The sequence below is a fragment of the Polaribacter filamentus genome (assembly GCF_002943715.1).
Taxonomy (GTDB): domain Bacteria; phylum Bacteroidota; class Bacteroidia; order Flavobacteriales; family Flavobacteriaceae; genus Polaribacter; species Polaribacter filamentus.
Genome location: NZ_MQUA01000013.1, coordinates 2,739,110 through 2,763,687, shown reverse-complemented (window position 1 = coordinate 2,763,687; position 24,578 = coordinate 2,739,110). Strand labels below are relative to the sequence as shown.

The window sequence follows — 24,578 nt, the reverse complement described above, 5'->3', positions numbered from 1 at the left end:
GTTTTCAAACGCATTAGCAAGAACCCATCATAAGAAGTAAGTTTAGACTATTGACTGCGCAATAATGACAAACATGTTTAATTTTAATGATCCAACCATTTTCTAAAATCTGAAGTTGTATTAGAACTGGTTATTACTTTTTCTTTGTAGTTTTTGATAGAAATTAATAATCGATTTTTAAAATGACTTTCTATTTTCTCGATAAAATCGATATTTATTATTTCACTTCTATTGATTTTAAAAACTTTTTAGGGTTTAATTGTTGATGTATACTTCCTAGATTTTGTGAAATTGTATGTCGTTTTCCTATAGCATCATTTACCAAGCAGAAATCTCCAGAGGCAGCAATTAAAGTAATATCAACAGCATTTAATAACTGAATTCCTGATGCTTTTTTAATCACAAATCGTTTTTTGTAAGTTGTATATTCTTCTTGTAATGCAGATTTTAAAGCATCAATGGTTGAAGTATTTAAAGTAGTATAATCACCTTTATTAAATAAAGATTGATATTTTAAAATGGCCTTATTAAAATCGTCTTGAGAATAGGGTTTTAGAATGTATGCTATTCCGTTTGTGTTAAATGCTTGGAATAAAAACTCAGCGTGAGCAGAGCAAAAAATAATAGGCGTATCAATTTCTATTTTAGTGAATAAATCAAAAGACAAACCATCTAAGAGTTGAATATCAGACAAAATAAAATCATAAGAATTTTCTTGAAGTAACTGTTTACCGTCAACAATAGTGCGTGCCCAGTCTTGTGAGATTTTTATATCAAAAAAAGTATCTAAACACTTGGTTAGTTTTTGATATGCAGGAATTTCGTCTTCTAAAATTAATATTTTCATTTTTGTTCTTTTAAGTCATTGCAAGTTTACGAAGCAATCGTTTAGTTTAAAAAAAAACAGATTGCTGCAATTGTTCCACATTCGTAATGACGCTTAACTACTCAATTCAATTATTGGAATAAAAACTTCAAACTTTTTGTCCATATTATGTACTTGTATTTTTTCATCCGAAAGTAATTTGTAACGTGCTTTTAAGTTTTCTAAACCTGTTCCAAAAGATTCGTTTTTAGATGCTAATGTAGCTTTTGGGTTGGTAATAATTAACCATCCTTCGTTTATTAAAATAGCTGTTTTTATTACATTTTTTCCATCAGATTTATTGTGTTTTACTACATTTTCTAACAAACTTTGCAAAGCGCCTGTTGGAATGTATTTATCAACTAAAGAAATATTTTTCTCGATGACAAATTCATAATCTTCTCCAAATCTGGTTTTCATCAGAAATATATAATTTTCTGCGAATTCAATTTCGCTAGTAAGTTCCATAACTTCAGCGTCTTTTGTTTGGATTAAATACCTATATATTAAGGACAATCTATTAATATATTCTTTTGCTTTGTTAGGATTGCTATCAATTAAACTATCTAACGTATTTAAATTATTGAATAAAAAATGAGGATCTATTTGTGAACGTAATAATTTTAATTCGTTTTCTTTTTGCTGTTTTTCAGCTTCAATAATTTGTGTTTGACTTTCGTAGAATTTTTTAATTAATAAAATCCCCAAAGGAAAACTAGTCATATCAACAGCATTATACAAGCCACCAATTAAATAAGAGCCAATATTTTTAATTGAGCTTAAATTTGCACCTGCAGTATATCTCCCAACAATATTATCTAAAGTTCCTATAACTGTTAGTAATATAAAGCTAGAAATAAAAAACAGAAAGTAGTTTTTTTATCAACCAAAAAACTGGGGACTATTTTTTGAATAAAAACCAAAATAATTACAATCGATAAAATGGTATCTGTTGGAAAATCAACTAAATACTCTATCAATTTATTATCTTCTTTATAGTAATCGTAACAACCTAAAATTACAGTTGTTCCATAAACGATGGCAAGAATTATCCAATCAGATTTATTTAATTTTGTGTTCATAATTTAATTTTTTTTGATAAAATAACATAGAAAATCCTATAGCAGTTAAAGCATAGCCATAAATTAATCTATGAGGAATAAACCTTCCAAAATAAATAATAAGCGTTGCTAAAATTATAATAAGAATACCTAATTTATTTATTTTTAAAAAGTTAAAACTCAAAATTAGTAATCCAAAATTTAAGATACTTGGTCCAAAAGAAATAAAAGGTTTCCAAATGGATGGCACTTTAGCAATTTGATTCGCAAATTCTTGACGAATTTCTTGTGTTGGTTGGCTCCACCAAATAAAATCTAAAACACACATACCAATTAAACAAACAATACCAATTAATGCAATTGGAGTTCCAACATAACTAAAAATTTTGTTAGGAAAATTTATCACTTGTGGAATCATAAAAACAACACCAATTAAAATAAACCAATGTGTAAAATCGATTGGTTTTAAGGAATAGACAAATTCATTTCCTTGTGCCAATAGAATTTGTGCAGCAACTTGGAGTATCAACCCTATAATAAAAAGTGTTTTATAAATCATTTTTACAAACTTAAAGATTATTTATTTTACATTTTTTAACTTCCAACTTTAACTATCATCATTTATTCTATCTTGTTCATCTCTATTGGTTTTTCTTCCAGATTTTTTCTTTCCGAATTTATCGCCAAAACTATAGGTAAAACGCAATTGAATATTTTGTCTAGAACCATTGCTCTCTACTGCTGCTGTTCCATTTCCATAATCTATAGTACCTACAAAACCTCTATTTAGCATTTTATTAAAACCAAGATTTGCTTTTAGTTTATCGTCTAAAAAAGTTTTACCGAAAGAAAAATCTAGCTCTGCAAACCAATCTACTTCAATTTGATCTTCTAAAGCACCAGTTCCATAATTTCCACTAATTTCAAAATTAATATCCCAAGGTAATTGGTAGCTTGCTTGTAAAAACCAAATTAAGTTCCATTTATTTAAATCTACGCCAAAAGATGACGATTGAAAATCGGTATTGGTAACAATAATACCTGTGTAACCATCTAAACCATCTACAAAATTTACAGGTGCAAACAACCTAAAATTCCAATTGGCATTGTTTTCTACATTTACAACTTGTTGCCTTATTTGCGCAGTTTCATTGTCTTGTTTTATCAAATCGAAAATAACATCATCAGTTTTACTATACCCAATTGTAAAAAAAGGTTGTCCTTCGTAAGTTAAATTAAATTGGTAATTATTAGTATAAGAAGGAGTTAATCTTTGGTTTCCTTGACTTGCAGAAAAAGGATCTAAAAATGTTTGAAAAGCATTTAAACTACTATAAGAAGGTCTTTGAATTCTATAGCTATAAGATAAACTTGCGCCTAAAACATCTGTCATTTTTCTGCTGATAGAAGCACTTGGAAACAATTTTTGAATTGGTCTTTTTAAAACTTCTGTAGTCAAAGAGCCATTTTCCGTAAATATTGATGTGCCATCTGTATCACTATCTTCGTAACGCAAACCTCCAGAAAAAGACCATTTACCAGCTGTAGCATTTATTTTAGAATATGCAGCAAAAATAGTTTCATCAATTAAAAACTGGCTACTTAAACTATCAATTTTTCTAAAATTTCCAGTATTATTTAAAATTTGAGATTCTAAATCGTTGTCTGTTGCTACATCTGCAAAACGAGAGCCAGCACTTATTTTAAGATTGTCTGAAAACGTTTTTGTATAATCTAAACTATAGGTTTTTATGTTGTATGTTCCATCTTGTATATATTTTCTGTCAGTAAAAGGAATTGTGCTTCCTGCAACATCATATAGTGTGTTGGTGTTGTCACTTACAAAATCGATGTACGTAAAATCAACTAACAATCTATCAGTTTCAGATTTGTATTCGTAATAAGGATTGATGCTATAATTGCTCCTTTGTCTATTAAAACTATTTTCAGAAAATAATGTATTTACTGAGTTTTCATCAGAAATAACAGTTTTACTAGAGGCAATTCTGGTAGAGTTTCTTGTGTTTAAACTTGCGCCAATTCCAATAGAATTTTTATCATTTAAATAATAATCCATACTGCCGCTAATTCTAAAATTATCAGGATCATAAGGTTCTTTAGTAACTTGGTCATAGGTTTCATTACCAACAGTTCTTAGCAAAAATAAATCTTCTCTAGAAGTTGGCTGAGAATACCCAATGCTTGTTTGCCAATTTAGTTTGTTTTTATAACTAGCAATTGAAAACCCAGAACCCCACTCAAAACCTTGGTCTTCTCCAACCCAAGTATTTGCACTTCCATGAGTGCCTAATTTTACGTTTTTCTTTAAGATAATGTTGATAATTGCTCCAGATCCAGAAGCTTCATATTCAGCACCAGGTTGTTCTACAACTTCAATTTTTGATATATTATCTGCAGGAAAATCACGTAAAAGTGTTTCTACATCCATATATTCTGTAGTTTTTCCGTTGATAAGGATTCTTACGCCTCTATTTCCAGCAATTGAAATTCCGTTATTTGTAACCAAAACTCCAGGAACTTTACGCATAACATCTTGTAGGTTTGTGTTTATCATTTCTGAATTTTCTAAATCTACGATTAGCTTTTCTGCAGTTTGCCTAATAATTGGTCGTTTGCTTTTTACAACTATTTCATTTAAAGTTTGACTTTCCTCTTTTAAAGTGATGTTATACGTTTTGTTTTCATTTAATGTGAATTCATCAATATTTTGAGTTTTAAAACCCAACATCGAAAATTGAATTTTATAGTTCCCTGCTGCTATTTTATCAAAATTAAATTCTCCTTTATCATCAGAGACAGTTCCTTTTGGATTTGCTTCCTCGCCAATTTGATACAAAACAATATTTGCGAATGGCAGAGATATGTTTTGGTCATCAACAATTTTTCCTGAAATAGCGTGTTGAGAAAAGGTCGTTAAAATTCCGAAGAATACAATAAAAATACTGGTTGTAAAAAGTTTCATTTGGTTGGTTTTTAAAAATGGCTCCTCAATTTTTTTTAAGTTGAGGTTTCTATTAGTTTGTCATTCCTGTGGAAACAAGAATCTAAAAAGAATTGCTTTTCTTTTATAACACTTCAAAAGTGGCTATTTTGTTACAAAAGAAATATCAAATTCTGATGAAGTGGGTTAAATTTCGGTTAAACCAGAATTTCTTTTCTATAAAAGTTAAGACGCTTAAAATCAAAAAAAAGTTTCCTGCATAAAAAAATGCTTCGAGAAATTCGAAGCATCTTTGAAATTATTAACGTAAAACACTAATTAAAGTACATCAATTTATAAGTTATAGTAGACACAAAAGTGCGATAAAAAAGTGTTCACGACATTTAATCTCTTCCTCCTAAAACTTGCAAACCCCAATATAAAAGCATTGCTAAAGAGCCCAAAGCAGCCACTAAATAGGTTCTAGCGGCCCATTTTAAGGCGTCTGTAGATCCTGCTAATTCTTCTTGAGAAACCATATTTTTATTTTTTAACCAAGCCAAAGCTCTGTTGCTTGCATCATATTCTACTGGTAAAGTGATAAAGCTAAAAATTGTACCTAAGGCCATAAAAACTAAACCAGCAACCGCAACCATAAAGCCAATTCCCGTTTGCCCTGAACCTGCGCCTAAAATAAGACCACCAAAAACCATCCATTGTGAAAAGTTTGAAGTAAGGCTTACAATTGGGACTAATTTTGAACGCATTGTTAGCCATTCGTATGCTTTTGCGTGTTGTACAGCGTGTCCACATTCATGGGCTGCAACAGCCGCAGAAGCAGCGTTTCTTTGGTTGAAAACAGCTTCACTTAAATTTACTGTTTTATCAGCAGGATTGTAATGATCTGTCAATCTACCAGGAGTAGAAATTACTTTTACATCATAAATACCATGATCTGCTAACATTTTTTCAGCAATTTCAGCGCCACTCATGCCGTTTCGTAACTGAATTTCAGAATATTTTTTAAATTTCTTTTTAAGTTTATTACTCACTAACCAACTTAATAAAGAGATTACACCTATTAAAATATAAAATCCTATCATAATATATACTGTTTTAAAAATTTAGTTCATTTTTGTTCTGCAAAATTATAACATAAAGTATTCCAATTTTAATTTGGATAAAAAAAATGCCAAAATGTCAAAAAAACCGAACATATTAATCGTTTATACAGGAGGAACTATCGGAATGATTAAAGATTATAAAACAAATGCATTAAAAGCGTTTGATTTTAGTCGTATTTTGGAGAAAATCCCTGAATTAGAGCAGTTAAATTGTGTCATAAAAAGTATTTCTTTTGATGTTCCTATAGATTCATCCAACATGAACACTCGATATTATAAAGATATTGCAGTCATTATTGAAACTAATTACAATGATTTTGACGGATTTGTAATTTTAACAGGTTCAGACACGATGTCTTATACTTCTTCTGCCATAAGTTTTATGATAGAAAACTTACAGAAACCAATTATTTTTACAGGATCTCAATTGCCAATTGGAGATTTAAGAACAGATGCAAAAGAAAATTTAATTACTTCTATAGAAATTGCCAGCGCCAGAAAAGACGATAAACCAATTATTTCTGAAGTTTGTTTATATTTTGAATATAAGTTATATAGAGCGAATAGAACTACAAAAATTAATGCAGAACAATTTGAAGCTTTTGCTTCTATGAATTATCCGCCTTTGGCAGTAAGCGGTGTGCATTTAAACTTTAGTGATCATTTTATTTATAAACCATCAGAAGAAAAAAAGAAATTAATTATTAGAAAAAATCTTGTAACAGATATTTTAATCTTGAAACTATTTCCGGGGATTACAGAAAAGGTTGTGAAAAGTGTTTTAAATACAAATGATTTAAAAGGAGTTATTTTAGAAACGTATGGATCTGGAAATGCGCCAGATGAAATTTGGTTTTTAAACCTATTAAAAGAAGCAATTTCTAAAAATATTAGAATTATTAATGTTACCCAATGTTCTGGTGGAAATGTAATACAAGGTCATTATGAAACCAGTATTGCATTAAAACAAATAGGAGTTGTTAGCGGAAAAGATATTACAACAGAATCTGCGGTAGCAAAATTGATGTATTTGTTAAATGAAAATCTTACGTTAGAAAACTTTACTTTTTACTTTGAAAAGTCTTTAAGAGGTGAAATTACGAATAAATGAAGCTCTTAAATTCAATCGATTTAATAAAAAAGAAACATTTCTACAATAAAAGTGCTAAAAAAACAGAAATTGAACAAAATAAATTTTTTTATGCATAACATTTTTTGTTACTTGGCAGTCTCTTATATAAAAGGGTCTAGTTTCTTAAAATTAATAAAATATTAAGAATCTTAATTTTTCTTTATTTGAGACGAAAATTATATCTTTAACCCGTTAACTATTAAAATTAATTTATAACAGAGATGAAAAAAGTAGTAAATGCCTTATCTGTAACAGGATTTATGTTTTTTGGAGCTATTCAATCAACTTTCGCTCAAGAAGCGGCAACAGAAGCAAAAACATTTCACCAAATCTTAAAGCAAAACTTTATAGACGGTGGCCCAGGATTCATGGGAATTGTATTAGTAGCATTAATCCTAGGGTTAGCTATCGCCATTGAAAGAATTATTTATTTAAACATGGCAACTACAAATACTAAAAAATTATTAGCAAGTGTAGATGACGCCCTAAGTTCAGGTGGCGTAGAAGCAGCAAAAGAGGTTTGTAGAAACACAAAAGGACCTGTTGCATCAATTTTTTACCAAGGTTTAGACAGAGTTGATGAAGGTGTAGAAGAAGCTGAAAAAGCAGTTGTTTCTTATGGAGGAGTTCAAATGGGACAATTAGAGAAAAATGTTTCTTGGATTTCTTTATTTATCGCCTTAGCACCAATGCTTGGTTTCATGGGTACTGTAATTGGTATGATTGGAGCATTTAATGATATTGCGGTTGCGAATGATATTTCTCCAGCAGTTGTTGCAGGTGGTATTAAAATTGCATTATTAACTACAGTATTTGGGCTTATTGTAGCTATTATTCTTCAAATTTTTTATAATTACATCGTTGCAAAAATCGATAGTATTGTAAATAGTATGGAGGATGCTTCTATCTCTTTGGTAGATTTATTAGTAAAGTATAAAAAATAAAACTCAATATGAAAAGTAATAAAATTTTAAATATTTTAATTGCTGCCATTGCTCTTATTGGAGGTGTTCTTTTTATAAGAGTTCTTATGGAAGATTCTGTAGCAATAGAAGAGAGTGTAGATTTACAAAATAGTTTAGTAAGTCCATTAATATCTTTCTCTTTTTGGTTATTCATAGCAGCTGTTATAGTAACAATTGGACTCGCTTTTTGGAGTTTAATTAGAAACCCAGAAAATTTAAAGAAAACTTTAGCAGGATTAGCTGTGTTGTCAGTTCTTTTGCTTGTCGCTTATTTCTTGTCTGATAGTGATGTAGTTTATGATGCAGCAGGAAAGATACAGCCAGGAGGAGAAGAAGGGTCATCAATTAATCGTTGGGTAGGAGCAGGAATATGGTATAGCATTATCTTAGGTGGTTTTGCTAGTATATTCTTTGTCTGGGATTTAATAAAAGGATTAATCAAATAATAAAAATATGGCAAGAAGAGAAAATCCAGAAATTAACGCAGGTTCTATGGCAGACATTGCTTTTCTGTTATTAATTTTCTTCTTAGTAACAACGACAATGAATGTAGATTCAGGTGTCTCTAAGAAGTTATCAGAAAAACCGCCACCAGATTATGTACCACCAATTATTAAAGAGAAAAATATATTTATAGTTCTTATCAACAGAAACAATGAGTTATTGGTTGAAGATCAAAGAATGGATATAAATGACTTGAAAGCCGCCGCTATGGACTTTATTGATAATGGTGGTGGAATTGGAAATGCAGAAGAAGATGGTACACCAGGTAAAGATTGTGACTATTGTGAAGGAGAAAGAAGTGACTCTTCATCAGATCATCCAAATAAAGCGATTATATCTGTGCAAAGCGATAGAGGTACCGAATATGGCACCTATATTAAAGTGCAGAATGAGCTTCTTAGAGCATATACAGATCTTAGAAATAGATTGTCTAAGAAACGATACAATGTCTCATATGATGAGCTAGAAGAAGCTTATGATAGTGATAAGACGAATGAAGCTTTAAAGAAAAAAGTTGAAGATATTAAAACATCATATCCTCAGATTATTTCTGATGCGGAACCAACATCTTAATTAATATTAAAATTTAATATATGTCTAAATTTAGAAAGAAGAAAAAAGGAATGCCAGCTGTAAATACTGCTGCTTTGCCGGATATCGTTTTTATGTTATTATTCTTCTTCATGGTAACAACTACTATGAGAGAGACAGATTTAAGAATTGAAAACCCAAGATTACCAAGTGCTTCTGAAGTTAAAAAATTAGAACATAAAAGTTTGGTATGTACTATTTATGTTGGTAAATCTAAAGATCCTAACAGAGATGGAGTTGGTTATAATAAAATTCAATTAAACGATAAAATTGCTTCTGCAGATCAAGTGCCTGCATTTATTATAAATGCAAGAACTAAAGTATCGGAAGCAGAAGTTCCTTTTATGACAACTTCAATCAAAGCTGATAAAGAATCTAACGTTGGTACTATTACAGATATTAGATTAAAATTAAGAGATGTTAATGCTCTTAAAATTAGTTATTCTGCATCGAAAGGCGGTGGAAATTAACTATAAAATAAAGTTTTTGAAAGAAAGGGTAGTTCTTACGAATTACCCTTTTTTTGTGCTTTGAATTTTAAAAATTGCTAGATTTAAAGTTTTAATTTTTTTCATAAAAACTATATTTTGTTGTGAATATGGAATTTTTTTAATGGTTAAAAAATGTATTTTTTAATTAAGTAAAGAAGATTTATTAACAGGTAATTATCTAAACTCTATTTGATAATAGTAGCGAATTTAGAAGGGAAAATTCTTTTTGATGCATAGTTTTATGTTTTATAGTGTTCCTTAATTTATGTAATCTGATAAATTTGCTTTGAATTCAGGATGTTTTTAAAATGGAATTACATGAAAATTTTATTTATTATGATGAGCTATTATTTTTAAAAATGATAAAACGACTATAAGTCAAACTGAATAAACAATAAAGGAGTATTTTTTATATTTTAAAGTGTGTTAAAACTTTAAGTTAAAAAGTATTTATTCTTATAAAATCGATATATTTGAGAACTTAAAATAATCTGACTTTTAATGAAGTTAATGCACTATATATTTTGTTTATTAATTTTTCTCCTTTTTTCAATAAAAAGTAATTCTCAAGAAACGTTGCCTATTTACCAAGACTATCTTTCGGATAATTTGTATTTAGTTCATCCATCTGCAGCAGGAATTGGTAATTCTAGTAAATTGCGTTTTACAGCAAGACAGCAGTGGGCGGGTATGCTAAATGCTCCAGCTTTACAAACGATGAGTTTTCATACAAGACTGGGTGAAGATTCTAATGCGGGTTACGGTTTTGTTTTATTTAATGATAAAAATGGATTTCATTCTCAAAAAGGTTTGCAAGGTTCGTATTCTTATCATTTGCCAATGAGTAACGGTGCAGTTTTTAACCAACTTTCTTTTGGGTTGGCCTTTACATTTGTGCAAAATCAATCAGATCAAAGATCCTTTACTGGAGATAGAGCAATTGCAGCAATTATAGAGAGCACAAGTTATTACAATGCGGATTTTAGTATGGCATATCATTTAAGTGGTTTTTCATCCTATTTTACAATTAAGAATTTACTGTTAACAGCTAAAAATAATTTGAATGTTCAAGAACCTTTAGATTTAAGAAATTATGTTTTCTCTACGGGATATTATTTCGGAGAAGATCTTGCTGTACAATTTGAACCTTCCGTGATGTTTCAGTTTAGGGAGGGAATAGGTGAAAGGATTGCTGATTTTAATGTTAAAGCCTATAAAAATATTTCGAAATCTCAACTATGGGCAGCACTTTCGTATAGAAGAAGTTTTGATTCTAATGCTATTGAAAATTCTCAATTTATATCTCCAATAGTTGGTTTGAATTATGAAAATTTAATGTTTTCTTATACGTATACAAACCAGATGAATGAGACAGTGTTAACAACATCAGGCTTTCATCAAATTTCTGTGGGGGTTAATTTATGGACAAAAGAACCAAGAGCAGCGGCCTGTCCTAATATTAATTCTTCGTTTGGAGGATTTTAAAATTCCTTTTCATCAATTGTTATATACATATTCTCTTTAGATAGAAGTGTTTCTAAAACGTCTTTAATTTTATTGATGTAAAATTGATTGGTTCCGTTTATTAGATCAATATTTAATAGTTTATATTTTTCTAAAATAGCTTTGGTTTGTCTTGCCACGGCTTCTCCTGAATCTATTATTTGCATTTTATCACCAACAATTTCCCGGATGTGAGGTATTAAATAAGGGTAATGGGTGCACCCCAGAACTAAGCAATCTACGTTTTCCTCTAGCATTGGTTGTAAATAAGAGGTTAACAGTTGTTTTATTTCTGCTGAATTAATTTCACCGCTTTCGATCAATTCTACTAAACCTGTACCTATTTTTTCTTTAATTACTATTTGCTGCCTAATGGTACTAGATGTTTTTTCAAATAACTCGCTAATTAGCGTACCTTTCGTTGCTAGTATCCCAATAATATTTGTTTTTGTTTTTAAGGCTGCAGGTTTAATCGCAGGTTCAATGCCAATAAAGGGAACTGTATATTTCTTTCGCAGTATTTTTATAGCATTTGTAGTGGCTGTATTGCACGCTACAACAATTAATTTACAGTTTTGTTGTAAAAGAAATTCGGTATTTTTAATGGACAAATCTATAATTTCTTGTGTACTTTTTTCTCCATAGGGAGCGTTTTTACTGTCAGAAAGATAAATAGTGCTCTCCTTCGGTAAAAGTGCCTTAATTTCTTTCCAAATTGAGGTGCCACCAATCCCAGAGTCAAAAATGCCAATAGGTAAATTATTTGATTTCATAATACTGTAAAAATAAAAAACCTACTTTAAAAAGTAGGTTTTTTATTTTAATTAATCCGTGGTTTCTTAGAAACCTAATTTTGTTTTTACAGCTCCAAAAAGATCATCTCCTTTAGAAACTAATAAACCTTTACCAAGTGAAGCATCTAAAACATATAAAATACTTTTAGCGGCTGCGACTTCTTCAATAGCTTTCTGAGCTTTTTCTATGATAGGTTCTAGGCCTTCAGCTTGTTTCTTTTGCATTTCTTGATAGGCAGTTTGTCTTAATTGCTCATATCTTGCTCTCTCTTGTTGAACTTCTTGCGCTCTAGTCTCATTTATTTCTTGAGTTTGAGTGTTTTGTTCAGCTGTATACTTCTTCATTTTGGCATCTAATTTTTTCGCCATTCCTTCAATCTCATCCTGATAAGTCTTACCAAGCTTTTCGATATCTTGTTTTAATTTTTTAGTTTGAGGCATTTCAGCTACTAGTTTTTCAAAGTCAATATGACCCGTCTTTTGTGCATTTGCAACACCACCCAAACCTAAAGTAAACACAGCAATTAATAGTAACGTTTTTAAATTTTTCATTCTTGTTTTAATTTAATTATTATTCCTTTTTTGATTTAATTATTTTCTTTTTTTCCTCTTCTTTCTTTTTCTAAGCGCTTCTTTTTCTCTCTTAATATTTTTCTTTGTTCTTCTCTTTTTTTAATCAGATCGGCTCTTTTTTCTGCAATAGCTACCTTTTTAGCTTTATTTTCTTCTACTCTTTTTTCAATAGCTTCTACTTTTTTATCTTTAGCTTCTTCCCTAATCTCAATAAGGTCTTTTTGTCTTTCAGTTAAATCTTCAGTAGGAATTTCTGACCTTTTGTTTATCTTTTCCTTTTTTTCCTCTGATAATCGAGTTCTATCTATCGAGGATAAAACAAGTTCGCTAATATCGTATTTTTTATTTGAATAGAGCATAACCAATTCACTTGATTTGTCAAATACAAAATCATATTTTTTCCTTGCAGCTATACTTTGTATTGCATTATAAACTTGGTCTTGAATAGGCTTAACTAATTGTTTTCTTACCAAAAACATGTTACCATTTGGACCAAAATATAGCGATTCTAATCTCCTTAATTCAACTTGTTTTATTTCAATTTCTTCTTCTTTCTCTTCAATTAAATCTTTCGTTAAGATTGCTTTCTCGTTGGCTAAGTCAGATTTTAAAACTTCAATATGACGTTCTTGTTTATCCAAGTTATTTTTCCATTTAGCTATCTTGGTATCTAAAGTGTTCTGGGCTTGCATATATTCTGGAACATTTTCTAGAATATATTCCATATCAATATATGCTATAATTTGACTTCTCTGCGACCAAAAATTTGTTGCTGTAAATAAAAGAACTAGTACTGTAAATATTTTTTTCATTTGTATGATGTATTAGAAAAAACCGTGCCAAAAAAACGATGACATTACAAATGTACAGTTTTTCTAGAATTGTCTTCCGATGATAAAATGTGTTTGCCAGCCAGATTTTTCAGTGAATCCTGGCAGAGGGTCGAAACCATGCGCAAAATCTATACCCAATAAACCAAATGCAGGCATAAATATTCTTACACCTACTCCTGCTGATCGTTTTATTTCAAACGGATTAAATGTTTCAAAATTGTCATAAGAATTACCACCTTCTAAGAATCCAAGAGTGTAAATAGAAGCGGAAGGAGCATCCGTTATAGAATACCTTAATTCTAATTGAAATTTATTGAAAATTGTACCCCCTTCGGCAGATGATAATCTATTGTTTTCATACCCTCTTAAACCTACAGTTTCTCTACCATCTAACTGAAACTGAGCAATACCGTCTCCACCAACAAAATATCTTTCAAAAGGATTTTGACCTAGTTCAGAATTATAGAATCCTAAATATCCCATTTCTGCATTGGTCATTAAAACTAATTTATCCGTAAAAGCAGTATACCACTTACCTTTTGCGGTAAATTTATAGTATTCTAGCCATTTATATTTTTCTTGAGTTTCTAAATTATCATAATCTTTATTACTGAATAATGAATATGGTAAAGTTGCTTTTACCGCAAAAGAGAATTCTGATCCATAAGTAGGGAAAATTAAACTTGGTCCTGCCGAATTTCTAGTAAAAGCAGCACTATAAGACAAATTATTTAAGGTACCATTATTCAAAATATTTGCACCTACTCTAAAGCCATAATTACTTAAATTAAAACTTTGGTAACTGACCGTTTGAGATAGTTGAAAATAGTCATCTGGCCAATTTAAACGCTGCCCTAAGCCTAAAGAAGCACCGATAATACCCAAACTTTGACTTTTATCTACATCGCCAGTTTGAAAATTAAATTGGTATTGATTTGAAGAATAAACAGAAAATGATAATGATTTCGGTTTTCTACCTCCTAACCAAGGTTCTGTAAAAGAAAAGCTATACGTGTTAAATGTTCTGCTTGTTTGCAAACGTAGCGCTAAGCTTTGACCATCTCCCATTGGTAGTGGTTTATATGCTTCTTTGTTAAAAATGTTTCGGATAGAAAAATTATTAAATGACAAACCCAAAGTACCAATAAAGGATCCACCACCATAACCACCTTGTAATTCAATTTGACTACCACCTTTTTCTACAACTGTAAAATCGATATCCGCAGTCTTATTTTGATAATCTGGCACTACATCTGGCGTTACATTTTGATCGAAGAAACCTAATTGACCAATTTCTCTAATAGACCTTATAATTGCACTTCTACTAAATAGGTCTCCCGGTTTTACACGTAATTCTCTGAATATTACATGATCATTAGTTTTATCATTTCCTGAAACTGTAACTTTCTTAATACGTGCTTTTTCGTCTTCTCTAATTCTAATTTCTACGGTTATAGAATCATTCTGTACCCTTGTTTCAACCGCATTTACTTGAGAGAACAAGAAACCATTGTCTTGATATAACGTAGATAAATCTTCGGATGTTGGTTTCCCATCACCTTTTACACGTTCTTTTAAAACAGCACCGTTATAAACGTCACCTTTATCTATTCTTAAAACAAGTCTTAATTGCTCATCGGTATATTCTTTATTACCAACAAATAGAATATCAGCAAATCTATATTGTCTTCCTTCTTCTAAATCAATATTTATATTAATAGTATTATCATCATTCCAAGATATTTTATCACTTAAAATACGTGCATCTCTAAAGCCTAATCTACTGTATCTATCTAAAATGCTTTCTAAATCTTCTTGATACTTTTCTTCAATATATTTTGATCCTTTCCAAAAGCGACCAAAAAACTTTCTTTTGGTATTAGACATTTCTTTTCTAAGGTTTTTGTCTAATAGTTTTTTATTACCTGTAAAAACAATGTCTTTAATTTTTATTTTAGATCCTTTATCTATGAAAACCTTCATATTAACAGTGTTAATGTCTGAAGTATCCGGTTGCACGTCTAAATTAACTTTTGCTTTTAGAAACCCTTTGTCTGTATATTTTTTTGTTATATAGTTTTTAGTGGTTACTATTAAATTATCGGTAAGCATCGCACCTGTTTTTAACTCAGCATCCTTTATAAGCTCTTTTGCTTTCGATTTTTTTATACCAACAATTTTAACCTTATTTAACTGAGGTAATTCTTGCACATCAAACTGCAGGTATACAGCATTCGAATCTATTTTTGCTAAATAAACATCTACGTTGCTAAATTGTTTGCTTTCGTATAATTTTTTTATAGCGCTTGTAAGTTTGTCTCCTGGCAATTTTATTGCCTGACCATCTCTTAAACCCGTAAAAACCTTTACAGTTTCTTCGCTAAATTTTTTTAATCCGGTAACAGTAATCCCTCCCAAAATATATTCTTTTCCTTTTTCAAAGGACATATTTTGGTTCGAAGTCGTATCTATTTTTACAATTGATAAACTGTCTTTTTCTATTTGTGCGTTTGCATTAAGATTAAAAAAAAGTGCAAAAAGCACTAGTGTTGCAGAAAATAATTTCATGTAAAATTTATTCTGTAAGTTGTTCGCTTGTTTTTCCAAATCGTCTTTCTCTATTCTGGTACTCTATGATTGCTTCATAGAAATGTTCTTGTCTAAAATCTGGCCAAAGTGTATCTGTAAAATATAATTCGGCATACGCCATTTGCCATAATAAGAAATTACTAATGCGTTGTTCTCCACTAGTTCTTATCATTAAATCAACGTTGGGCAAATTAAACGTATATAAATGGTTATTTATAGTATTTTCATCAATTTTTTCTAAATCAAGCTCTTTATTAACAACTTTTTTAGATATGTTTTTGATTGCTTTAACAATTTCCTCTCTAGAACCATAACTTAAGGCCAAAGTTAAAGTGATTCGAGTATTGCTTTTGGTTAGTTCACGAACATCTTCTAAAGTTTTTTGAGCTTTCTCTGGTAAACTTTCAATATTACCAATTGCATTCACTTTTACTTCGTTTTTTTGAAAGGTAGGTAGTTCTTTTTTGAGTGATTGTATAAGTAGTTTCATTAAAGCATCTACTTCCATTTTAGGGCGACTCCAATTTTCTGTTGAAAAAGCATAAAGAGTTATTGCTTCAACTCCTATTTCAGCAGCAGTTTCTATAGATTCTCTTACCGCGGTTAGTGCATGCTTATGACCAAAAATTCTGCTCATTCCTTTACTTTTAGCCCAACGGCCATTACCATCCATAATAATGGCAACGTGTTTTGGAACTCTTTGTAAATCAATTAGTAGTTTTTTATCCATATATTATAATCCGTTTGTGTAACAGGCTGGTCTTCCAAAAGTGTAAATTAATGAAAAACCTGTAAACATATACCAATCATTCCCTGTGCCCCCAAAATTTAGTTTTGCTATTTTCTCGTTGTTGTAATCTAAATCATCTTCAAAAGTATATCTAAATTTTGTTTCTAATGCAAAAGCAAAAGAACCAGATAATTTTGATTTAAATCCTACACCAAATGGAATTGCAAATGAGTTTTTAGAATTGTATTCATATTGATCTGGCTGTGGCTCAGAAGTTATATACTTATAGTCAAAAGCTGCGAATTCTAAAAGAATATATGGTGTCCAAGTTTTACCAGGTGTTGATAAATCATACTCGTAAAAATTATATTCTAAACCCACTGCCAATTCGTTTATTGTATTTTTAAAATTTAAGCCTCGATCTCTTCTAAAATCTGTGTCTGCATCTAAATCATTTGCTTTTATAGGCAAATAACTGTAGGTTGCTCTTAATGCCATTCTTGGGTTCTTATTGTATTTAAAAAATGCTGCGCCTCCAATTTTATTCGGATAGATATAGCTAGTTCTACCGATATCTCCAGCAAAATTAGATCCACCAACAGAGATTCCTACTTCATACATTTGCCCCAATGAAACATTAGAAAAGCTTGTTAAAATCACTAATAAAATACAGTTTTTCATCCTAAAAAATAGCGAGCAAATATAAGTATTTCAATTTGCTTTAAAAAGTTAATATTCAGTCTTTTTTGAATAACAACAATTTTGGTGTTTTATTGCAATTAGTTTGTTAAAGATTGGTCTCGTTTCTAGTATCTTCTCCCCATAATAATTTACTTCTTAAAGTTTGTAAAAAAGACTGATTGTTTGGAGTAATCGTCTTAATACTAAAGTTTGCTTTTTCTATATATACCTTTGTGTTTTTTGGTACAGAAGTGATTCTAGAATCTAACGAAATTAAAAAATCTTTTTCTCTAGAATCTATGGTTAGTTGAATGCTAGTTTCATCAGAAATCACCATAGATCTTGCATTTAAATTATGAGGAGCAATGGGTGTAATAACTAAGTTTTTGGATCCTGGCGACACTACAGGTCCGGCACAACTTAAAGAGTAACCTGTAGAGCCTGTAGGTGTTGCGATTATTAAGCCATCTGCCCAATAATTTGTTAGATATTCTTTATTTAAACAGGTTCGAACACCAATCATAGAGGTGGTGTTTTTTCTGGCAATTGTAACCTCGTTCAATGCAAAATTAAGTTCGTTAAATTCCTTTAAAACGGGCACTGTTTTTATTGAAAGTAAAGTTCTTTCTTGAATTGTGTATTCGCCTTTTAAAACTAGCTCGACACTTTCTTTTATTGCTTTTTTGTTGATAGTCGCCAAGAAACCTAATCGGCCAGTATTAATGCCTAGAATAGGAATTCCTAAGTTTCTTATATAGGTTACCGCTCTTAATATTGTGCCATCTCCACCTAAAGTAAAAATTGCATCAAAAGAGTTATTTAAATCAGAAAAATGTGAAAAGGTTGGATATTTTTTTTCTAAAACATTTCCTTCAATCAATAAATCGTAAAACTGTTTTTCAATAAAACAGCTAATATTGTGGTCTAGAAGAACATCCAGTAAAATCTGAATTTCTTTCTCTGCAGAAATTGAATAGGATTGACCGTAAATTGCAACTTTCTTCATTTTTTTTATTGATTGTCTTTGAAAAAATACTAGAATTAAATTTTAATAAAACCAACTGATGTGATTACATTTCTAGGTATTTTTGTAAATATTCAGATCTATTTTTTAAATCCTCTAAGTAAATGTCATTTTCGTGCGTAGAAATAATTTCATAATTATATCTTCTAAAAGTATGCATGATTTCATTGATTTCATTAGAAATTACTTTTAAAGTTATCTGTACAAAATCATCTTGTTTTTCAGAAATATAGATTCCTAAAATTTTGCCTCCATTTGTTTCTACAATTTGAGTAACTTCACTCATAGAATAATCATTTTCTAGTTTTTCTACAATTAAAGTTTCGCTTTCTTCATGCATAAAAGGGCTTGCCGAAAAAATTTCTATGACATCGGTCAATTCATAATAACCGATGTAATTTTTATCAGCATTTAAAACCGGAATTATCGTTGCATTATTATCCGCAAAAATCTTTATCAGTTCTAAAGCAGTTGCCTTTTCTTTAGCAAAAAAAGAGCTAAATAAATAACTATAGCTTTCTAAAACATCCTCTTTATTTTCGATAGTTTGTGCGTCATCCTCAGAAAAAGAGCCTAATAATTTATCATTTTCAACAACAGGAAAATGCGTTATTGGAAGGTTTTTAAATAGATTTTGTGCACTTTTTACACTGTCGTTTAAACGAAGTGCTGTGATATCTTTTAATATGTAATCGTTCGTGTTCATTCTTTACGAATATAGGATAAAATGATTTAATGAGTTACCTTTACAGCCTAATTTTATAAAATGACAAAGTTAAGCGTAAATATTAATAAAATTGCAACTTTACGTAATTCTAGAGGTGGTAATGTGCCTAATTTACTAAAAGTTGCTGCAGATATTGAAGAATTTGGCGCAAACGGAATTACCATTCACCCAAGACCAGATGAGCGACATATTCGGTATCAGGATGCACGGGACCTAAAACTAACGGTTAAAACCGAGTTTAATATTGAAGGGAATCCGGTGAAATCTTTTATGGATTTGGTTCTAGAAGTAAGGCCAACGCAAGTTACTTTAGTGCCAGATGCTATAAATGCAATCACGTCTAACGCTGGTTGGGACACAATTAAACATCAAGCTTTTTTGAAAGAAGTAATTGCCGAGTTTCAGAAAAACGGAATTAGAACTTCTATTTTTATTGATACGGATGCAAAGTTGATTGAAGCTGCTGCGCAAACAGGTGCAGATAGAATTGAATTGTATACAGAATATTTTGCAAGCGAGTTTGATAAAGGAAATAAAAATGCGATAAAACCTTACACGGATGCAGCAATTTTAGCTCACAAATTAGGTTTAGGAATTAATGCGGGTCATGATTTGAGCTTGGATAACATTAAATTCTTTAAAGAAAACATTCCTAATTTGGCAGAAGTTTCAATTGGTCATGCATTAATTACGGAAAGTTTGTATCTTGGATTGGAGAATGTTGTAAATATGTATTTGCATCGATTGAAGTAATATTAGTAAGCAGTTTTCAGTCTCAGTTCTCGTTAGCAGTTCTTAGCAAACCTAAGAATCTCTGTTTTTTTATCAGTGAAACGCTCTGCAATAATTATAAAAACAAAAATGTCAAAAAACCCAATATTACATTCTATTATTCAAGGAGAAGGTTTTCCGTTATTAATTTTACATGGTTATTTTGGTGCAAGCGATAACTGGAAAACATTGGGAAATCAGTTTGCTGATGATTTTCAAGTTCATTTAATTGATCAAAGAAACCACGGAAGAAGTTTTCATTCGGATGAATTTAATTATGAAGCTTTGGTGGGTGATTTGTATGACTATATTCAATATCATCAATTAGGAAAAATTTATTTAATTGGCCATTCTATGGGCGGAAAAACAGCGATGCTATTTGCTGTAACGTATCCTGATTTGGTTGATAAACTAATTATTGTTGATATTTCGCCTAAAGAATACCAGCCACATCATAACACAATTTTAGCAGGTTTAAATTCGGTTGATTTTGCAATTCATACTTCTAGAAACTTAGTTGAAGCACAATTGGCTGACTATATTCCAGAGATTGGAGTTCGTCAATTTTTGATGAAAAATTTGTATTGGAAAGAAAAAGGACAATTAGACTTTAGATTTAATTTACAATCGTTAACAGAGAATAATTTTGAAGTTGGTAAACCGTTGCCTGTAGGTTTAACTTTTAAAAACCCAGCCTTGTTTTTAAAAGGAGAGAAATCTGGTTATATTATTTTATCAGAACAAATAATTATTGACAATTACTTCTCTAACAACAAAGTTGTAGAAATTTCAAATGCGGGTCATTGGTTGCATGCAGAAAATCCGAAAGATTTTTATAAGGAAGTTTGCGTTTTTTTAAAATAGAAAAAAAGAAAGAGCTATTAAATAATTATTGACTCTTTTTTTTGGTTGAATTTTTTTAAGGATTTGTAGACCACAAAGCAGCACTTTTAAGCATTGCTCTTCTTGGTAATTTTAATCCGGCAAGAATTAATTCGGCAAAATCTTCTGGTTGTAAAACACTTTCTTCAGAATCTTTATTTGCAATTCCTAAATCTATAGACATATCCGAAGCAATTGTACTTGGTGTTAATGTGCAAACTCTAATATTATTTTTACGCACTTCTTTCATTAAAGATTCCGACATGCCAATTACTGCAAATTTTGATGCAGAATAAGCAGATGTATTTGCGTTACCAGTTAAACCAGCCGTAGAAGAAATGTTAATAATATCTCCTTCATTTTTGGCAATTAAATAAGGTAAAACTTCTTTAGTAACATAATACATGCCCATTACATTAGTTTGAATAATTTGGCTCCATTGCTCAACTTCCATATCATTAAACGTTCCGAAGGCAGCAGTTCCTGCATTATTTACCAAAATATCTACAGTCTCAAATCGTTCTATAATACTTTGTATTCCTGCTTTTACTTCTTCATAATTACCAACATCAAATACTGCATAAATAGCTTTAACGCCAAGTTTTTCTATTTCAGAAACCGTAGTTTTTAAAGTTGCTTCATTTCTGCCAGTTATGGCAACATCAATACCTTCTTTTGCAAATGCGATAGCTGTAGCCTTACCTAAACCTCTACTGCCTCCAGTTATTATTGCTTTTTTATTTTTTAAATTTTCATTTTTATATTATTTTAGTATCCGTTTTATTTGTAAAACCCCTTGTAAAGTTAAGTCGTTTATATACTATTTAAGAATTTTTGGGATGAACTTAACAGTATTTTATTATTGAAGAAATGAAATTTTTTTAAGCAGGTTGTGTTTGTGACATTGTAATGAAAAGAAATCTTTAAACTTAAACCTGTTTTACATTTACTTTAAATTCAGGCGCTTCCACGAATTGAAAAGTTACAGAAGCAAATTTAAGTTTGCCATTAGAACCTTCTGTTTTTTCTAAAATATTTATAGATAAAGCTGTTTTTGTGGCTCTTTGTTTGTTATAACTTACAACATATCGCAATGTAAGTTTAATCCAGTTATCATTAGCAATTAAAGAAACCATAGGGTCGGTTTGTGGGCGTCTTCTAATTTATATTTTTGTTGTAAAACAGCCTATTCTTCTTTAAATCGCTATTTTAAACTAGCTTCAATTTCCTTTCCCAAATTTTCTAAAATTTCGGTTTCTTTTTTATAATTACTTCCAAACTGAACAGGTGCTTTTATTTCATTCCATAAAAAAGGAAAATCGCCACTGTAATTAAAAACAAGTACTTTATCCACAAAACTGTTGGCAACTATAACAATTCGGTCCTTGTATAAATCGCAATCATCACATTGGTCAGTTTACATAATTATGGTTTTTAAAACTCCAATATCTATAACATCACCTTTAATTTAGCCTAATTGAACTCTATCTCCGGTTTTATAAAAATCTCCAAATATAAAGGTAAGCCATCCAACAAAAGAACCAATCACTTCTTTCAGGGCAAAAGAAATTCCCGTTCCTTCCAACCACAAGCGCTAATGAAAAACCGCCCAATTTATCACTAAAAGAAATTCCGATTAAAATGATTGAAAAAAAATAGCCAACAAAACTCCCAATTTTTTTGGCTTTGTATGTATTATCAATCTCACTAATTTTATTAAAAAGTTTTTTATGGTAATTTTACTATATACCAAATAACTAAAACACTTATAACAATCGTTAAAAGTTTTACTATTAGTGGGTTATCAAATAATAATTCTAGTTTTTTCATTATTTGTTTTCTTCTTTATGAATGCTTACCTTAAATCTTGGTGCTTTGTAGTTTTTATCTAAATAATTGGCAGGTATTGTAACCATATTACCATCTCTTGCAGCTCTGTAATGTGGAGATAAAATTTCGATACCAACTTCATTACAACAATCTTGTATATTTTGATGCAAATCTGAATAAATACCTGCTTGTTTATTAGGGTTTTTTGTGTAGGCATTAATTTGATAAGAAACGTAAAAATCGTCTAGACTAGTTTGCAACACAAAAGGGTTTGGGTCTTTTAACAGCAAATCTGTTCTATCTGCAGCTTTTAAAAGTGTTTCGTGCATTAATTTCCAAGGAACATCGTAACCAATTGTAATGGTTGTATGTAAAATTAAACCATCGCCATTTTCGCTTTCGTTACTATAATTAATTGTATGACTGCTCATTACAGTAGAGTTTGGAATAGATATGATTTCGTTTTTCGTAGTTTTTACACGGGTTACCAACATCGATTTTTCTATAACATCACCAAAAACTTCACCAATTTTTACACGATCGCCAATTTTAAATAAACGCATATAGGTTAACACAATACCTGCAATTATGTTAGACAAAGAACCTGCAGAACCAAAAGTAAATAAAAATCCTAGAAATACAGAAACGCCTTTAAATATTGGGGATTCACTTCCAGGTAAATAAGGAAAAATAAGCACAAACATAAAAGCATATAAAATTACTTTTAAAATTTGAAAAGTTGGGTTAGCCCAATCTGGATAAAAACCAGAAAGTTTTAAATTTTCTCTTTCAATTTCTAATTTTAAAAAACGAATTCCTTTAATTGTATAATTAAAGACTAAAAAGATTACAATAATTGTAAAAAGATTTGGTAAAAAAGCCCAAATACCATAAAGAACATTTTTAAGAGGATTTAAGAAATAGCCAAAAAGAGTTTCTGCAAAATTTTTGGTCCATGGGAAAAAACCAAAAATAATTGGTAATGCTATATAAATAAGTAATATTATAAAACCCATTTTAAAATAGTGTTAATGCTAATAATAAATTTTACTAAACTTTTTGCATCAAAAAGAGTGTAGGTTTTTATATTAAACCCATTTATTTTTTATTTTCTTGTTCAAGTATTTTGTTTGCAGACCATTTAAATAATTTAACACAATATTTTATTAAAAATAAAAAGATAACAATTATTAAAAGTGCTAAACCAATTTCTTTTAAAAGCGTTATTAAGCTCGTTTCCTTTTTATAATTTAAAACGGCATTTTCTATAATGTTTTTGTAATGTATTGCTAAATCTTCTTTAGTGGTGTTATTCCAGATAGCATCATTATCGGAAATACTTAAAATAATTTTTTCATTATCAACAATGTCTATAATTGTTTCAATTTCTATTATTTTTAGTGAGGTGTTATTAAATTTATTATTATCAGTAAGTTTTTTTATTCTTACAGAAATGGCTTCAGCTCTATCTGAAGCAGAAAAACTTCCAAGTCTACTATAAATAATAAATAAAGTGTCTTTAAAAAAACCAGTTACAGGAAACCCTTTAGCGTTCTTTTTTAAAGATGCTATTTTTTCTTTTTTATCACTAATTCTTTGGTTTTCTTGGTCTTTTAAATCTTGTAATTTCTTTAATAGTTCTTCTTTTTGTAAGTTATCAGCAGTAGTTAAGGAGTTTAATTTATCTTCTAATTCTATTTTTTTTAGAGAATCATTAATTCTTAGTTGCTCTATTTGTTTAATTTTTGTACTATAATCTTTTAATAAACTAGTGTTTATAGAATCTCTTTTCTTTAAAGAATCTTTTTTTACAATTTGTAAGCTATCTATTTTTAGATTGTTTTCTTGGGCATTAGCAGAAATACTAATAAAAAAGAATATTCCTAAAAAAGCAATTGTAATATTTTTAAAATATGACATTATAAAATAAATATTAATTCGTGGTTTGTTAATTTAAATAACTGATA

28 protein-coding genes and 1 pseudogene are annotated in these 24,578 nt (G+C 29.9%); 8 read left to right on the top strand and 21 right to left on the bottom strand.

Annotation, left to right across the window (positions count from 1 at the left end; genetic code table 11):
- Nucleotides 1-83: 83 nt before the first annotated feature.
- The 7 genes from BST83_RS21530 to BST83_RS14600 all read right to left on the bottom strand — a co-directional run bounded on the left by BST83_RS21530 (nucleotide 84) and on the right by BST83_RS14600 (nucleotide 5,970).
- Nucleotides 84-194 carry a hypothetical protein gene (locus BST83_RS21530; RefSeq protein WP_367889196.1) on the bottom strand — a complete coding sequence of 37 codons (111 nt, stop codon included), beginning with the start codon at nucleotides 192-194 and terminating at the stop codon, nucleotides 84-86.
- Between the two features lie 23 nt (nucleotides 195-217).
- Entirely contained in the window at nucleotides 218-847 is a 630-nt protein-coding gene (locus BST83_RS14625; RefSeq protein ID WP_104810431.1) for a LytR/AlgR family response regulator transcription factor, read from the bottom strand.
- A gap of 93 nt (nucleotides 848-940) precedes the next feature.
- On the bottom strand, nucleotides 941-1,588 hold the full coding sequence (locus BST83_RS14620) for a sensor histidine kinase (RefSeq protein WP_104810430.1): 648 nt from the start codon (nucleotides 1,586-1,588) through the stop codon (nucleotides 941-943).
- Nucleotides 1,589-1,701: 113 nt separating this feature from the next.
- Nucleotides 1,702-1,947, bottom strand: a complete 246-nt coding sequence (locus BST83_RS14615; protein WP_104810429.1) for a hypothetical protein — start codon at nucleotides 1,945-1,947, stop codon at nucleotides 1,702-1,704.
- Nucleotides 1,928-2,485 carry a hypothetical protein gene (locus BST83_RS14610; RefSeq protein ID WP_104810428.1) on the bottom strand — a complete coding sequence of 186 codons (558 nt, stop codon included), beginning with the start codon at nucleotides 2,483-2,485 and terminating at the stop codon, nucleotides 1,928-1,930. Before BST83_RS14610 ends, BST83_RS14615 begins: the two co-directional genes overlap by 20 nt.
- A 48-nt stretch (nucleotides 2,486-2,533) precedes the next feature.
- Complete coding sequence (locus tag BST83_RS14605; RefSeq protein ID WP_104810427.1) at nucleotides 2,534-4,909, bottom strand: TonB-dependent receptor; 2,376 nt, start codon at nucleotides 4,907-4,909, stop codon at nucleotides 2,534-2,536.
- 362 nt (nucleotides 4,910-5,271) lie between these two features.
- Nucleotides 5,272-5,970 (bottom strand): zinc metallopeptidase, encoded by a 699-nt coding sequence (locus BST83_RS14600; RefSeq protein ID WP_104810426.1) that lies wholly within the window; start codon nucleotides 5,968-5,970, stop codon nucleotides 5,272-5,274.
- 94 nt (nucleotides 5,971-6,064) lie between these two features.
- Here BST83_RS14600 and BST83_RS14595 point away from each other — a divergent pair, with 94 nt between their 5' ends.
- From BST83_RS14595 to BST83_RS14570, 6 genes are all read left to right on the top strand, one after another.
- On the top strand, nucleotides 6,065-7,102 hold the full coding sequence (locus BST83_RS14595; protein WP_104810889.1) for an asparaginase: 1,038 nt from the start codon (nucleotides 6,065-6,067) through the stop codon (nucleotides 7,100-7,102).
- Between the two features lie 242 nt (nucleotides 7,103-7,344).
- Nucleotides 7,345-8,067, top strand: a complete 723-nt coding sequence (locus BST83_RS14590; protein ID WP_104810425.1) for a MotA/TolQ/ExbB proton channel family protein — start codon at nucleotides 7,345-7,347, stop codon at nucleotides 8,065-8,067.
- Between the two features lie 8 nt (nucleotides 8,068-8,075).
- On the top strand, nucleotides 8,076-8,534 hold the full coding sequence (locus tag BST83_RS14585; protein WP_104810424.1) for a hypothetical protein: 459 nt from the start codon (nucleotides 8,076-8,078) through the stop codon (nucleotides 8,532-8,534).
- Nucleotides 8,535-8,541: 7 nt separating this feature from the next.
- Nucleotides 8,542-9,165, top strand: coding sequence for an ExbD/TolR family protein (locus tag BST83_RS14580; protein WP_104810423.1), 624 nt, complete (start codon nucleotides 8,542-8,544; stop codon nucleotides 9,163-9,165).
- 20 nt (nucleotides 9,166-9,185) lie between these two features.
- The gene (locus tag BST83_RS14575) at nucleotides 9,186-9,653 is read left to right on the top strand and encodes an ExbD/TolR family protein (RefSeq protein ID WP_104810422.1); all 468 of its coding nucleotides are present in this window, start codon (nucleotides 9,186-9,188) and stop codon (nucleotides 9,651-9,653) included.
- 531 nt (nucleotides 9,654-10,184) lie between these two features.
- On the top strand, nucleotides 10,185-11,159 hold the full coding sequence (locus tag BST83_RS14570; protein ID WP_240614771.1) for a PorP/SprF family type IX secretion system membrane protein: 975 nt from the start codon (nucleotides 10,185-10,187) through the stop codon (nucleotides 11,157-11,159).
- Here BST83_RS14570 and murI read toward each other — a convergent pair.
- The 8 genes from murI to BST83_RS14530 all read right to left on the bottom strand — a co-directional run bounded on the left by murI (nucleotide 11,156) and on the right by BST83_RS14530 (nucleotide 19,107).
- Nucleotides 11,156-11,950: a glutamate racemase gene (gene murI / locus BST83_RS14565; RefSeq protein WP_104810420.1), complete on the bottom strand. Its 795-nt coding sequence runs from the start codon at nucleotides 11,948-11,950 to the stop codon at nucleotides 11,156-11,158. The two genes, BST83_RS14570 and murI, sit on opposite strands and share 4 nt — an antisense overlap.
- Before the next feature lie 66 nt (nucleotides 11,951-12,016).
- On the bottom strand, nucleotides 12,017-12,523 hold the full coding sequence (locus tag BST83_RS14560) for an OmpH/Skp family outer membrane protein (RefSeq protein WP_104810419.1): 507 nt from the start codon (nucleotides 12,521-12,523) through the stop codon (nucleotides 12,017-12,019).
- Between the two features lie 35 nt (nucleotides 12,524-12,558).
- Complete coding sequence (locus tag BST83_RS14555) at nucleotides 12,559-13,356, bottom strand: OmpH/Skp family outer membrane protein (RefSeq protein ID WP_104810418.1); 798 nt, start codon at nucleotides 13,354-13,356, stop codon at nucleotides 12,559-12,561.
- A gap of 63 nt (nucleotides 13,357-13,419) precedes the next feature.
- On the bottom strand, nucleotides 13,420-15,945 hold the full coding sequence (bamA, locus tag BST83_RS14550) for an outer membrane protein assembly factor BamA (protein WP_104810417.1): 2,526 nt from the start codon (nucleotides 15,943-15,945) through the stop codon (nucleotides 13,420-13,422).
- 7 nt (nucleotides 15,946-15,952) lie between these two features.
- Entirely contained in the window at nucleotides 15,953-16,696 is a 744-nt protein-coding gene (uppS, locus tag BST83_RS14545) for an undecaprenyl pyrophosphate synthase (protein ID WP_104810416.1), read from the bottom strand.
- Nucleotides 16,697-16,699: 3 nt separating this feature from the next.
- Entirely contained in the window at nucleotides 16,700-17,377 is a 678-nt protein-coding gene (porG, locus tag BST83_RS14540) for a type IX secretion system protein PorG (RefSeq protein WP_205853589.1), read from the bottom strand.
- Nucleotides 17,378-17,483: 106 nt separating this feature from the next.
- Nucleotides 17,484-18,383, bottom strand: a complete 900-nt coding sequence (locus tag BST83_RS14535) for an NAD kinase (RefSeq protein ID WP_104810415.1) — start codon at nucleotides 18,381-18,383, stop codon at nucleotides 17,484-17,486.
- 64 nt (nucleotides 18,384-18,447) lie between these two features.
- Nucleotides 18,448-19,107 carry a CBS domain-containing protein gene (locus tag BST83_RS14530; RefSeq protein ID WP_104810414.1) on the bottom strand — a complete coding sequence of 220 codons (660 nt, stop codon included), beginning with the start codon at nucleotides 19,105-19,107 and terminating at the stop codon, nucleotides 18,448-18,450.
- Between the two features lie 60 nt (nucleotides 19,108-19,167).
- Between BST83_RS14530 and BST83_RS14525 the strand changes: the two genes are divergently transcribed.
- Nucleotides 19,168-19,881 carry a pyridoxine 5'-phosphate synthase gene (locus BST83_RS14525; RefSeq protein ID WP_104810413.1) on the top strand — a complete coding sequence of 238 codons (714 nt, stop codon included), beginning with the start codon at nucleotides 19,168-19,170 and terminating at the stop codon, nucleotides 19,879-19,881.
- Between the two features lie 108 nt (nucleotides 19,882-19,989).
- Nucleotides 19,990-20,763, top strand: coding sequence for an alpha/beta fold hydrolase (locus tag BST83_RS14520; protein ID WP_104810887.1), 774 nt, complete (start codon nucleotides 19,990-19,992; stop codon nucleotides 20,761-20,763).
- Nucleotides 20,764-20,818: 55 nt separating this feature from the next.
- Here BST83_RS14520 and BST83_RS14515 read toward each other — a convergent pair.
- The 6 genes and pseudogenes from BST83_RS14515 to BST83_RS20790 form a co-directional block, all read right to left on the bottom strand.
- Nucleotides 20,819-21,532: pseudogene (locus BST83_RS14515) on the bottom strand (3-ketoacyl-ACP reductase); the annotation flags it as partial.
- 178 nt (nucleotides 21,533-21,710) lie between these two features.
- Nucleotides 21,711-21,917 carry a hypothetical protein gene (locus BST83_RS14505; protein ID WP_104810410.1) on the bottom strand — a complete coding sequence of 69 codons (207 nt, stop codon included), beginning with the start codon at nucleotides 21,915-21,917 and terminating at the stop codon, nucleotides 21,711-21,713.
- A gap of 68 nt (nucleotides 21,918-21,985) precedes the next feature.
- Nucleotides 21,986-22,135, bottom strand: a complete 150-nt coding sequence (locus BST83_RS19940; RefSeq protein WP_170062797.1) for a hypothetical protein — start codon at nucleotides 22,133-22,135, stop codon at nucleotides 21,986-21,988.
- 114 nt (nucleotides 22,136-22,249) lie between these two features.
- Nucleotides 22,250-22,366 carry a mechanosensitive ion channel domain-containing protein gene (locus BST83_RS14500; protein WP_170062796.1) on the bottom strand — a complete coding sequence of 39 codons (117 nt, stop codon included), beginning with the start codon at nucleotides 22,364-22,366 and terminating at the stop codon, nucleotides 22,250-22,252.
- A 244-nt stretch (nucleotides 22,367-22,610) separates the two neighbouring features.
- Nucleotides 22,611-23,627: a mechanosensitive ion channel family protein gene (locus BST83_RS20795; protein WP_240614770.1), complete on the bottom strand. Its 1,017-nt coding sequence runs from the start codon at nucleotides 23,625-23,627 to the stop codon at nucleotides 22,611-22,613.
- An 82-nt stretch (nucleotides 23,628-23,709) separates the two neighbouring features.
- Nucleotides 23,710-24,531 carry a DUF8459 domain-containing protein gene (locus tag BST83_RS20790; protein WP_240614769.1) on the bottom strand — a complete coding sequence of 274 codons (822 nt, stop codon included), beginning with the start codon at nucleotides 24,529-24,531 and terminating at the stop codon, nucleotides 23,710-23,712.
- Between the last annotated feature and the right edge of the window lie 47 nt (nucleotides 24,532-24,578).

What these genes read in the sequence shown, in the direction of transcription:
- BST83_RS14625 (WP_104810431.1), bottom strand. Translation starts at nt 847, where the DNA reads ATGAAAATATTAATTTTAGAAGACGAAATTCCTGCATATCAAAAACTA.
- BST83_RS14620 (WP_104810430.1), bottom strand. Translation starts at nt 1,588, where the DNA reads ATGACTAGTTTTCCTTTGGGGATTTTATTAATTAAAAAATTCTACGAA.
- BST83_RS14615 (WP_104810429.1), bottom strand. Translation starts at nt 1,947, where the DNA reads ATGAACACAAAATTAAATAAATCTGATTGGATAATTCTTGCCATCGTT.
- BST83_RS14610 (WP_104810428.1), bottom strand. Translation starts at nt 2,485, where the DNA reads ATGATTTATAAAACACTTTTTATTATAGGGTTGATACTCCAAGTTGCT.
- BST83_RS14605 (WP_104810427.1), bottom strand. Translation starts at nt 4,909, where the DNA reads ATGAAACTTTTTACAACCAGTATTTTTATTGTATTCTTCGGAATTTTA.
- BST83_RS14600 (WP_104810426.1), bottom strand. Translation starts at nt 5,970, where the DNA reads ATGATAGGATTTTATATTTTAATAGGTGTAATCTCTTTATTAAGTTGG.
- BST83_RS14595 (WP_104810889.1), top strand. Translation starts at nt 6,065, where the DNA reads ATGTCAAAAAAACCGAACATATTAATCGTTTATACAGGAGGAACTATC.
- BST83_RS14590 (WP_104810425.1), top strand. Translation starts at nt 7,345, where the DNA reads ATGAAAAAAGTAGTAAATGCCTTATCTGTAACAGGATTTATGTTTTTT.
- BST83_RS14585 (WP_104810424.1), top strand. Translation starts at nt 8,076, where the DNA reads ATGAAAAGTAATAAAATTTTAAATATTTTAATTGCTGCCATTGCTCTT.
- BST83_RS14580 (WP_104810423.1), top strand. Translation starts at nt 8,542, where the DNA reads ATGGCAAGAAGAGAAAATCCAGAAATTAACGCAGGTTCTATGGCAGAC.
- BST83_RS14575 (WP_104810422.1), top strand. Translation starts at nt 9,186, where the DNA reads ATGTCTAAATTTAGAAAGAAGAAAAAAGGAATGCCAGCTGTAAATACT.
- BST83_RS14570 (WP_240614771.1), top strand. Translation starts at nt 10,185, where the DNA reads ATGCACTATATATTTTGTTTATTAATTTTTCTCCTTTTTTCAATAAAA.
- murI (WP_104810420.1), bottom strand. Translation starts at nt 11,950, where the DNA reads ATGAAATCAAATAATTTACCTATTGGCATTTTTGACTCTGGGATTGGT.
- BST83_RS14560 (WP_104810419.1), bottom strand. Translation starts at nt 12,523, where the DNA reads ATGAAAAATTTAAAAACGTTACTATTAATTGCTGTGTTTACTTTAGGT.
- BST83_RS14555 (WP_104810418.1), bottom strand. Translation starts at nt 13,356, where the DNA reads ATGAAAAAAATATTTACAGTACTAGTTCTTTTATTTACAGCAACAAAT.
- bamA (WP_104810417.1), bottom strand. Translation starts at nt 15,945, where the DNA reads ATGAAATTATTTTCTGCAACACTAGTGCTTTTTGCACTTTTTTTTAAT.
- uppS (WP_104810416.1), bottom strand. Translation starts at nt 16,696, where the DNA reads ATGGATAAAAAACTACTAATTGATTTACAAAGAGTTCCAAAACACGTT.
- porG (WP_205853589.1), bottom strand. Translation starts at nt 17,377, where the DNA reads ATGAAAAACTGTATTTTATTAGTGATTTTAACAAGCTTTTCTAATGTT.
- BST83_RS14535 (WP_104810415.1), bottom strand. Translation starts at nt 18,383, where the DNA reads ATGAAGAAAGTTGCAATTTACGGTCAATCCTATTCAATTTCTGCAGAG.
- BST83_RS14530 (WP_104810414.1), bottom strand. Translation starts at nt 19,107, where the DNA reads ATGAACACGAACGATTACATATTAAAAGATATCACAGCACTTCGTTTA.
- BST83_RS14525 (WP_104810413.1), top strand. Translation starts at nt 19,168, where the DNA reads ATGACAAAGTTAAGCGTAAATATTAATAAAATTGCAACTTTACGTAAT.
- BST83_RS14520 (WP_104810887.1), top strand. Translation starts at nt 19,990, where the DNA reads ATGTCAAAAAACCCAATATTACATTCTATTATTCAAGGAGAAGGTTTT.
- BST83_RS14505 (WP_104810410.1), bottom strand. Translation starts at nt 21,917, where the DNA reads ATGGTTTCTTTAATTGCTAATGATAACTGGATTAAACTTACATTGCGA.
- BST83_RS20795 (WP_240614770.1), bottom strand. Translation starts at nt 23,627, where the DNA reads ATGGGTTTTATAATATTACTTATTTATATAGCATTACCAATTATTTTT.
- BST83_RS20790 (WP_240614769.1), bottom strand. Translation starts at nt 24,531, where the DNA reads ATGTCATATTTTAAAAATATTACAATTGCTTTTTTAGGAATATTCTTT.